The following is a 9,684-nucleotide window of genomic DNA, read 5'->3' on the forward strand; positions in this document are numbered from 1 at the left end:
TAGTCAATAATTTAACTATTCAAATACCCCTTAAACCTATCTTTATAACCCCTTAAACCTATCTTTATAACCCCTTAAACCTATCTTTATAACCCCTTAAACCTATCTTTATAGCAATTTAAGATATTAATTTTAAATATTTTTTTAAAGTCTAAAAGCATTTAAAAACTTTAAAATAATTAAAAGCACAGGGAGTGAAAAATTGCCTTGGTTTTCGCTTCGCTCAAACTCTATTGAATCTCGCTTTCGCTCGATTCTTCGGGGCAATTTTTAGCTGAATCCTGGAAATGATTTAAATATTGATAAAAGCAAAGTCAAAAGAATAAGAACAAATGGATTCGCTTCGCTCATAGAGCTTTTTTGCTCGCTTCACTCGATCTAGAATCGAATTTTTATATGTAATTAAAAATTTTTTAGATTCCAATATCTAAAAGATTGTTTTTCAGAGAGTCTAAGCGCGAATTTCAGCGATTTCACTCGTAGACACTCGTTCTGTACCTTTCACTGTGAATTTGAGCTTAAATCGCAAACAGACAACATTTAGAGCTATATTTAAAGAGGATTCAGATTAATTCCTTATCATTTGTTCCATGATCAAATTTAAATTTCTCAGGTCGCTTCTGTAGATTTTCAAGATTTCTTTGAGCATTCGTTATTTTTTGGCTAGAACTAGAAGCAGTATCCAGGTTCACTGATTTTTCTATTTTATTTGAATGTGGCTTTTTTTCACTGATTCCCATTTTACTCAAATTTCGTAAAACTGAACTGTAAGAAATATTGTTCGCTAGCTCAGGTAAATCAGCATGGACTTCCTTAATTGTATAACCAGCTTCCAGCCGTTTTTCTATTTCTGGCAATACAGAGATGATGAATTTCTTAGCGCCATGTCTGGTGACCATAATGACTTCCTCTTTCTTTGATTTACGCAATTATGTGCAACTATATGCAATTAAGAGCTTTTATACGATTTTATATGAAATTATATGCAACTATAAGCTTTTAAATAGTTTTTATTCATTTTGATGTGCAATTATATGCGTTTATGTGCAATTGAACTTTCAGTGATATTGGCAAGATGTGTAATGTTATATAACATGGCAAGCCTTGGTTATATAAATTACCCGACTTATTCGCTTTCAGCTCAACGTGGCATCTTGTCCTGCGGAGCTTTTGGCATAGCCAAAATGTACTGGAAATCAAAAAAATGACTGAACAGAAAAAGCCGAAACGGATACGCCAAAAAGTAATTCAAGTTGTGGTAACTGAAGCTGAGAAAAAGCAAATTGAAGAAAATGCTGCTCAGGGAAATTTATCAGCTTCTCAATATTTGCGTGATTTAGGATTGAATTATCAACCTAAAAGTCTGACTGATATAAAAACAATCCAAGAGATCCGTGGCCTAAAAGCAGATATGAATAAAGTGGGAGGACTACTGAAAAACTTAATGAACGGAGAATTGACTGATCCGAAAGAGATCCGATCTAAAGTAAACGGGCTGTTGCTGGATTTTTCCAGGAACCAAAATTCAATTGATCTATTCATTTCTAAAGTTAGGTCAGAGATCAAGTTTTAAAAAAGTGTAAAGTATGTCCCCTTGTATAGGGGCGTTAGCCAGCTGTCCCTTCAGAGCTGTATTCAAGTAGCCAATCTAAAAAAGTGTATAGGTGTGATGCCTTGTATAGTGGCGGTAGCCTGATGAATTTCGTATATGAGATTTTATGTTAAATGGATACAGCTTTTGAAAATTTTAACTTTGAATCAGAGATTTCATTTTTAATATGATAAAACCAAAGAATAAAGAAAATTTTAATTTAGGTATGTCGTAAGTGAATTTTTCAGGTGATGCAGAGGTTTTTTTATCTTGTCTTGGAACTAAAGAGTCAAGTTCAGATATTTTGAAAGCAGTTATTCTCGTTGCAAGTGAGTTTGACTCATTAGAGACTAATTTTGGTGGAGAAAAGCTATCCTATTGGCAATTTTTTAAGAGAGGTATTACGTTCAGGTTTAATGAACATCAGATACTAGATACCATTTTCATCTACGTTAAAGAGAATGAAGAATATTACCCATACCCGTTTTTAGAAAATCTGATCACAGGTGTTAATCACAAAAGTACGATGCAATCTGTAGCTAATTTATTTGGAACCCCCGAAAGAGAAAGTAACAGTTGGCTTAAATACAAAATATTTGATAATTATTTACATTTTGAGTTTGATAATTCATTAGAATTGAAACAAATTACAATGGGACAATATTGATACCATATTATTAATTTTTATGTGTTTTTTTAAATTTAAACCCTAGATCTGAGTCTAGGATTTTTCAATTTCGTATAACCGCCATTATGTTAAATAGGGGGCAAGTTTATAATGTGCATGCTATTTTCATAATTTCTTCTCCTGTAGAGTCAGGTGTTACTTTTTTGAATACTGAATCAGTCATATCTTGTTTTACAAGTAGAGTTCCATCACTTTTATAAGTTGCAGCAGTAATAGTTTTTGTCATTTTTTGATCGCAATCAATTTCATCTGTACCTAGTACGTAATTACCTCTATCTAGTAACATTGTATTAATTCTTGAAGTATTTTCCATTTTACCAGTAACTTTAATAATCTTAGGTGAAGCAGATATAACTTGAAAACTTTTCTTAGAAATATAGAAATCATAAGCTGGACTCATTTTATCTAATTTAATCCAATCATTATTTTCTGACTTCTTAGATACATCAATGCTTGAACATCCTGTAAAAATGAGGATGGAAGTTAATAAAAATATTTTATTCATAAGGGAAAAATTGAAAGATATAGAAATTTAATACTAATATAAATATATGCATTTATTAAATTTTTCTAAAATTAACATAATACACGTTATACGAAATGCCCTTGATCAAGGGCATTTTTAGCCGCTACTTAACGTAGAATATCTTATGCAAAGTGAAAAACGACGGTCTATTGTCCTCGTTTCATATAACATTCATTATTTCAACTGAGGATAAAAAAGCTTTAAAACGATCTTTTTTGAGAAAGGAACAAGAAACAAAAGACATGGATAAGCAATAATCCAATTAATCATCCATTGTGAAAAAACAATTGATAATAAAAATTTATCTTCATTTAAAGCTCCTAGAATAGCGTTAATGCCACTCATAAAGAATGAGACAAAAAGGGGAATCAAAAACCCCTGTAATGATAGCTTGTTCATTGATTATTAAGATTTAAAATATTCTTGAACTTTTAAAATATTTTTTTGAAATATTATTAAGAGTTTCTAATATAAGATTAGAATCTTGACTGATTAGAGCAATATTAAGTTCAGACATATAATCAATTAATTGGCTTTTTGCTTTTTTTGCAAATTCAGGAGTAACTTCTTGATCTTCGTACAATAAGACGTAGTTCTTCGCAAACCCATAAATAAGAAATAAGGCCGAATTATCTAAATTATTATTGTTGCCAATTTCTTGCTCACATAAAATTTTTAACTGCTTGAAAGCATCTGTTCCATTTGGTAAAGCTTTAAAGTTTTCAAATATAAATTGGAATTTCATTTTGGGGACTCACTTAAAAAGAAACTCTACAGCTTTAGTCACTCCCAATCAATATCTAATTTTTCCAAAATTAATATGATACGTATTATACGAACTCCCAAAGCATGGCTTTCAGTCATGCTTTTTCTATCAAAAGAGTATAGCTGAATGATAACGAGCCAAATAACATAAAATATCTATCATTAAACTTAATTCAATAATTAAATGATAGTGTTATCATTAATCTAATAGAATTAAGATTAAATGATAAAAAATGAATACACGTATTTATCTACGAGCTTCAACTAAAGATCAAGATGCAGAAAGGGCTTTGCAGATTCTTCAGGATCTAAACCAAAACTTGAATTTGGGCGAAACCATTGTGTACGTGGAAAACTATAGTGGTACGAAGTTAGACCGACCTGAATTGAATAAGCTACTGTCACAAGCAAATCAAGGTGACACCTTGTTGGTTGAAAGTATTGACCGATTATCACGCCTAACCCAACAGGATTTTCAAGAGCTGAAGCGCAGGATCCAGGAGAAGGGACTTCGTTTAGTCGTAGCAGATCTTCCTACTACCTACCAAATGATTCAAACCAGTGACAGCATTACTCATTCAATCTTGGAACTCATCAACAATATGTTGATTGATCTTCTGGCAACAATGGCCCGTCTAGACAATGAGAAACGTATAGAACGTATTAAGCAGGGCCTAGAACGTTCGGGTTACAAGCCAACAGGTAAGAAAGCCAATGAGGCTAAGCACAAACGAATAAAAGAATTGCTAGCATCTGGCAATATGACTAAGGAAGAAATTGCCAAAGCAGTGAATTGTGGAGTTGCAACTGTCTATCGAGTTGCTAAAGTCATTTAAAAAGGCTTGTATCAGTGCTTCCCTTATGTCATATCTATTTACAAAGGAGCAAGGCATTCTTAAAGATCAAAAGACGGAATTAATGATGAAAAAGCATTTGATTTTCCTTGTTTTTATAGTGATGGTTTTTATTTTAGCTCTAGTTGTAAAGATTAATAATGATCATAAAAAAGCGCAAGCATTAAACAAATTGGAACTAGTTGAAAAGAAAATCCATTAGGTAAAAATTGACTTATACTTATTTAAATAACGCTAATAACTAAGCCCAAAAAACACCTAGACCCAGTGCTATACACGCTTAGTTTTTTTATATTTCAAAAGAGTATTTTAGCAAATATCATAAAAGACCGGTCTATTCTTAAGCCGGTTTTTTATATCGCAGATCATCATGGCTTCATCATAGATATATGAATATTAAGATAAATAAAAAGCCCTATAGTCTCTCCCGTTACTATAAGGCTTATAAAACGCTGTAATTTTTTTCTTAATTACCTACTTTTCGATGTAGGTTATAAATATATTTTACCTATTGGTAAAAATAAAGATATAAGACAAAAGATGAATACGTTAGGAATTCCGCGTAAAAACTACTATGTAACTCCAAAATAGAACTGTTCTCGATAAATAATGAGCTAATTAACAGTACATATTCGGCTCAAAATATGAGTCGAATTTGTGCTATATTTAACTCATCTTAGATTTTAGATGAGAGAGATTGAAAATGCAGAAATGGATTTGGCAAGCAGAAAACTGGACAAATTTCACATGGCAAGATTCAACTATCTTACCTAAAACCAGACAGATACATCAAAAAATAGGAATTCTTCTTGGACAAAGTCAGCATGATTTAGAGAAAGAACAATTCACTCTAGATACTCTACTTGCCAATCTCGTTGCTTCATCAGCAATTGAAAATGAAACCCTCAATGTTTTTTCATTGCGATCATCTTTAGCCCAACGCTTGGGTGTCACTCTTGAACAGCCTTATCCAAGCTCAGATCGATCAGAAGGTTTAGCCAATATCATGCTGGATGCGCTGAACGATGTTAAGCAACCACTGACTGTTGAGCGCCTCATGCAATGGCATCGTTGGCTTTTCAATGACCCCGACTGGACAATGCAACGTTTACGCATTGGTCAACTGAGGGGATCAGAGCCTATGCAGGTCGTTTCAGGTCGATTGGATTACCCTAAAGTACATTTTGAAGCACCGCCAAGAGAAGGCTTAGAAGAACGCTTACATACCTTCATAGCGTGGTTTAATCAGAGTCTGAATGATTCATTGCTTGATCCTCTGTTACGTGCAGGCATTACCCATTTATGGTTTGTTACCCTACATCCTTTTGATGATGGTAATGGCCGTATTACACGTACACTTACAGACCTTGCTCTAGCTCAAATGGATGAGCAAAGTATCCGTTTGTATGCAATGTCTACTGCGATATTAAATAAACGTAAAAGTTACTATGAGATATTAGAACAAACTCAAAAAAATGATTCTGATATCACAGATTGGCTGATTTGGTTTCTAGACACGTTGAATGAAAGCCTTGAAAAAACCTTAGCGCAGATCAGTCGAACATTGTTTAAAAGTCAATTTTGGCATAAATATTCAAATTTAGCCCTGGGTGAAGAACAACGTAAAGTTCTAAATCGTTTATTAGACGGTGGCGAAAATGGCTTTGAACATGGTATTAGTGCTTCGCAATATCAAAAGGTTGCTAAAGTCAGTAAGGCAACGGCTACTCGCCACTTATCAGACTTACTTGAGAAAGAATGTATCGTTAAATTAGAAGGTGGTGGACGTAATACACGCTATCAGATCAATACCCAGTTATAGATATTCTAAGCAATAAAAAACCCCGGCATCCTGCCGGGGTTTTTCGTATTGGTTCGCTCGGTATAACTCCTGTCCTACCTTACAGTCCTTGTGCTTATCTATTGTTATTCTTATATGGAACTTCCTGTTCCCGATGAGTTCATAATAGTAAAATTCCAGTATTCCGGATAGCAGCAAAGAGCCGAGATTGATGTGAGCCAAAACGTACAAAATAGCCTAAATTTTATCCACAAAAAATGTGGATAATTTTGGACATTGAGGCATTGATAAAATTTGAAAAATCTCAAAATTGATTACTTTTTAAACAAAATTATTGGCAAGAACTATCAAAAACGATCATAAAAAATCCGACTTGTTTTAAAGTCGACTTTTTCTTGTTTTTTGGCTTTTAGTTAATTTTTTAAGTCATTGATATTTAGATTAATATACAAGTGTACTTCGTATAACCGCCATTATGTTAAATGGAGGTTATTGACCACTCATTTTTAGGAATTTCTTTCTAATGCTTTAAGGAAAATAGTTACTACGTAAGCCTACTTCTGAGTTTTCAATTTGACTACTAAGATCTCTTCCAGAAACTCGTCGTACAGCAGAGGCAGCTATAAATTGAGCACTTAAAGCTATAGAGATAACCTCCAATCTGGTCAATTGTGTTTCACGATAGCGATCCTCCACATAATTTGGAAATTTATTTAGCATACCTAGCAGGAGTTGATCGTCTTTGTGACTTTCTACTTGGACCATTTTCTCCCCCAGTTTAAAAAGATTATGGCCAAATAGTTTCGGATTTCTTAAGTCTCTTTCTGGTATCCCAAGATGTAAGAGAGTACCTTTCATAGATAATTCAGCAGTTAAACAGATAGGTTGAAGTACAGAACTACTAATTGAACCAGATTGGGAAAGACTTTCTGAAACTAATTTCATTTGTTCAGCCGCAAGCCCCCAAAAGATTAAACTGTTATTTTCTTTTGTTATATTTTCATTTATACCGTAGACAAGGTCGTGCATGTCTGCAAAAGCAAAAGCTGATTTTGCAGCTATTTTGTAGTCTTTACGGCACCAATCAAACCATTCTGTTTCAGTTGAAAATCCTAAGCCTTTATAAATTTTAAGATTTACAGTACCGAAAGCAATACCAACAGTCACTTTCTTAACGCGATCAAGGGATGCAACTAGACCAGTGCCCATACCTGACCAAGTGAATTTTACTTCAGGAATCAATCGTTCATAGGTATGTACAATTTCATCAAATAAAGGATCTTGACCAAAACCTATAGAAAACCTTGTACCAAGAATTTTATTGGCTGCATGGAACGGTCGTGCATGAAATGGTATACCTTCCTGAGCAAAATGTTCATCTATTCTTAAAATATCGTCATCCGTAAATTTGATCATTTTAGTTTCCTAAACTTTTTATTAGATAGTGCAATTATTTGTAGAATTTCTAAAATTAACATAATACACCTTATACGAAACGTGTTATAATTTATCTTGAAATTCATATACTTATTTCAAAGTTTATAGCCCGAGCATCACTGTTCGGGCTTTTTTTATGATTTTTCACGTTCCACGCCTATTATTTAAGCAATGTTTCACGACTTTGATTAGGTCAATTGAATAATCAGGATGCCTGGTCTTTTTCTTTTTGGCGTTCATCCAGCTCTTTTTTGAGTGCCTTTTTATCCTGGTACGATGCAATCAGCATGATCGAGATCAGCAGCGGGGCCACAATAATTCCCAAGGCAATGTCCTTCAGTTTCGGCATGATCTCTCTCCCTTAGTCATTATCAAAAACAGCATTCAGCACACGGCCAAATAAGCCACGTTTTTTAGGTTGTGGCATAGCAGTAGTTGTTTGCTGAATAGGCTTATCTTCTATTGGCATAACTTGTGATGACTGTACAGTTTCTTGTAAGTCTGTAGTTGTACGAACTTGTTCATTTGTACTGTCAGGCTTACTGTCAGGCTGAATATTTTTAGGTGTATAACCAAGTGCTAAGGTTAGATTGTCAATCTTATCTTTAAGTTGCTCAATCTCCTTATACATACGTCTTTCACGCTCTTCGGCAACTGACTTATCGTGCCGTAACTCTTCAATTAATTGTTTGTACAGTTCAACTGTAGTGTTGTCGTTTTCCTTACTATCAGGCTTACTGTCAGCCTGACTGTTAGGCGTACCGTAAACACGTTGCATTTCACTAAAATCAATCACTTTTCGATTCTTCGCATCAATTTCATAACTGATAGAACCGTTCTTCATACGATCATAAATTGATGTACGGGCAATTCCATATTTTTTAGCTAATTCTGCAACAGTAAATTTAGGCATAGTTCTTTAATTATGTTTTAGTCCCTCATTACATGAACTGTAATGTACTTAAGCCTTAAAACCTAGATTTTTAAGATGTGGAAGAAGTTGTTTTTGCTGTGTTGGATCTCTGAGCATATCTTTAATTTTAATCGCTAATTCTTCATAGCTTTCACCTTGATTTGCTAAATGAGACAGTTCATGTAGACGAGATAGCTGATTTCCAAATAAGTTAATCTGTGCATCATTCATTTGATAAAAAGATTGCTTGATAGTGTTAGTTTGTTTAGATGGTCGAGCTTTAGACTTAATAGAGAACTGGATATCAGTAATCACTCTTCCTTTCTTAAATTGCTGATAATCTACAGTTATATCAGTATGTTTGTTGATTTCACTAATTGCTTTGTCTAATACATTAGACTTGAAATTAGACATAGTTGAATACTCTTCAACACCAAGTCCAAGCTTTGATCTTAAATCATTGATACTGTATTTTTCAGTCTTAGCAACGCTTAACCACTTAATAATAAGTTCATATAATCGAATACTATATTTGCTTTTAAAGTCAGAAACTTGCTCGATATAGTATTTGGTGAATTGTTCACTTAATTTACTAATTAAGCTAATTACTTCATGACTAAGATATAAAACAATCAAACCGCTCTTATCAACATAGGTCACTTTATTAACCCAATTAGCCGTTGAAAGTGCTTCTATGCCCTTATACCTATCTAAATAGCTAAACTCTCTTCGCTTTAACGTTTTAGAAGCATCTTTAAGTAGGGCATAAGCATTATTGCTATCCACTTTAAATTGATGGATATAGTCGCTCACAGATATTTCTATCGGGGTATCTGGGGAAAGATTGTTTGATTCTCTAGCTTCAACTATTGCTAGAAGCATAATCCGTTGCTCTATTAGGGATAAATTGAAAGAGGCATCAATAAGAGCATTATCCTTTACAACTAACTTATTGGTATTTGTCATAATTCCAAGGTTACTTATTAATCTAACTAGGTTATATACCGCCTAATTTAAATAGTCAATAATTTAACTATTCAAATACCCCTTAAACCTATCTTTATAACCCCTTAAACCTATCTTTATAACCCCTTAAACCTATCTTTATA

At 33.5% G+C, this 9,684-nt stretch carries 12 protein-coding genes; 4 read left to right on the forward strand and 8 right to left on the reverse strand.

The features are described 5' to 3' along the window. Window positions 1-563: 563 nt before the first annotated feature. On the reverse strand, window positions 564-899 hold the full coding sequence (locus NI470_RS15145) for a hypothetical protein (RefSeq protein WP_253154016.1): 336 nt from the start codon (window positions 897-899) through the stop codon (window positions 564-566). Window positions 900-1,204: 305 nt separating this feature from the next. On the opposite strand from NI470_RS15145, the gene NI470_RS15150 reads away from it, so the two are divergent. Further along, window positions 1,205-1,573, forward strand: a complete 369-nt coding sequence (locus NI470_RS15150) for a plasmid mobilization protein (RefSeq protein ID WP_253148901.1) — start codon at window positions 1,205-1,207, stop codon at window positions 1,571-1,573. Between the two features lie 253 nt (window positions 1,574-1,826). Then, a complete protein-coding gene (locus NI470_RS15155; RefSeq protein WP_253148898.1) occupies window positions 1,827-2,258 on the forward strand; it encodes a hypothetical protein in 432 nt (143 codons plus the stop codon). Window positions 2,259-2,364: 106 nt separating this feature from the next. Here NI470_RS15155 and NI470_RS15160 read toward each other — a convergent pair whose 3' ends face one another. The 3 genes from NI470_RS15160 to NI470_RS15170 form a co-directional block, all read right to left on the reverse strand. Beyond that, complete coding sequence (locus tag NI470_RS15160) at window positions 2,365-2,784, reverse strand: surface-adhesin E family protein (protein ID WP_131275003.1); 420 nt, start codon at window positions 2,782-2,784, stop codon at window positions 2,365-2,367. 195 nt (window positions 2,785-2,979) lie between these two features. Next, window positions 2,980-3,204: a DUF2798 domain-containing protein gene (locus NI470_RS15165; RefSeq protein WP_004733276.1), complete on the reverse strand. Its 225-nt coding sequence runs from the start codon at window positions 3,202-3,204 to the stop codon at window positions 2,980-2,982. Between the two features lie 13 nt (window positions 3,205-3,217). After that, a complete protein-coding gene (locus tag NI470_RS15170) occupies window positions 3,218-3,550 on the reverse strand; it encodes a hypothetical protein (RefSeq protein WP_004282109.1) in 333 nt (110 codons plus the stop codon). 253 nt (window positions 3,551-3,803) lie between these two features. Here NI470_RS15170 and NI470_RS15175 point away from each other — a divergent pair, with 253 nt between their 5' ends. Together NI470_RS15175 and NI470_RS15180 are read left to right on the forward strand one after the other, a co-directional pair. Further along, a complete protein-coding gene (locus tag NI470_RS15175; protein ID WP_126064970.1) occupies window positions 3,804-4,406 on the forward strand; it encodes a recombinase family protein in 603 nt (200 codons plus the stop codon). 721 nt (window positions 4,407-5,127) lie between these two features. Further along, window positions 5,128-6,246, forward strand: a complete 1,119-nt coding sequence (locus NI470_RS15180) for a Fic family protein (RefSeq protein WP_253148896.1) — start codon at window positions 5,128-5,130, stop codon at window positions 6,244-6,246. A 507-nt stretch (window positions 6,247-6,753) separates the two neighbouring features. Here the strand turns inward: NI470_RS15180 and NI470_RS15185 are convergent. The 4 genes from NI470_RS15185 to repM form a co-directional block, all read right to left on the reverse strand. Further along, window positions 6,754-7,641, reverse strand: coding sequence for a hypothetical protein (locus tag NI470_RS15185; protein ID WP_253148894.1), 888 nt, complete (start codon window positions 7,639-7,641; stop codon window positions 6,754-6,756). Window positions 7,642-7,867: 226 nt separating this feature from the next. Beyond that, window positions 7,868-8,011: a hypothetical protein gene (locus tag NI470_RS15190; RefSeq protein WP_253148892.1), complete on the reverse strand. Its 144-nt coding sequence runs from the start codon at window positions 8,009-8,011 to the stop codon at window positions 7,868-7,870. 12 nt (window positions 8,012-8,023) lie between these two features. Next, window positions 8,024-8,575: a plasmid replication DNA-binding protein gene (locus NI470_RS15195; protein ID WP_253148890.1), complete on the reverse strand. Its 552-nt coding sequence runs from the start codon at window positions 8,573-8,575 to the stop codon at window positions 8,024-8,026. Window positions 8,576-8,623: 48 nt separating this feature from the next. Next, window positions 8,624-9,541: a replication initiation protein RepM gene (repM, locus tag NI470_RS15200; RefSeq protein ID WP_005098643.1), complete on the reverse strand. Its 918-nt coding sequence runs from the start codon at window positions 9,539-9,541 to the stop codon at window positions 8,624-8,626. Window positions 9,542-9,684: the final 143 nt, after the last annotated feature.

This window comes from Acinetobacter lwoffii, assembly GCF_024129115.1.
GTDB lineage: Bacteria > Pseudomonadota > Gammaproteobacteria > Pseudomonadales > Moraxellaceae > Acinetobacter > Acinetobacter lwoffii_T.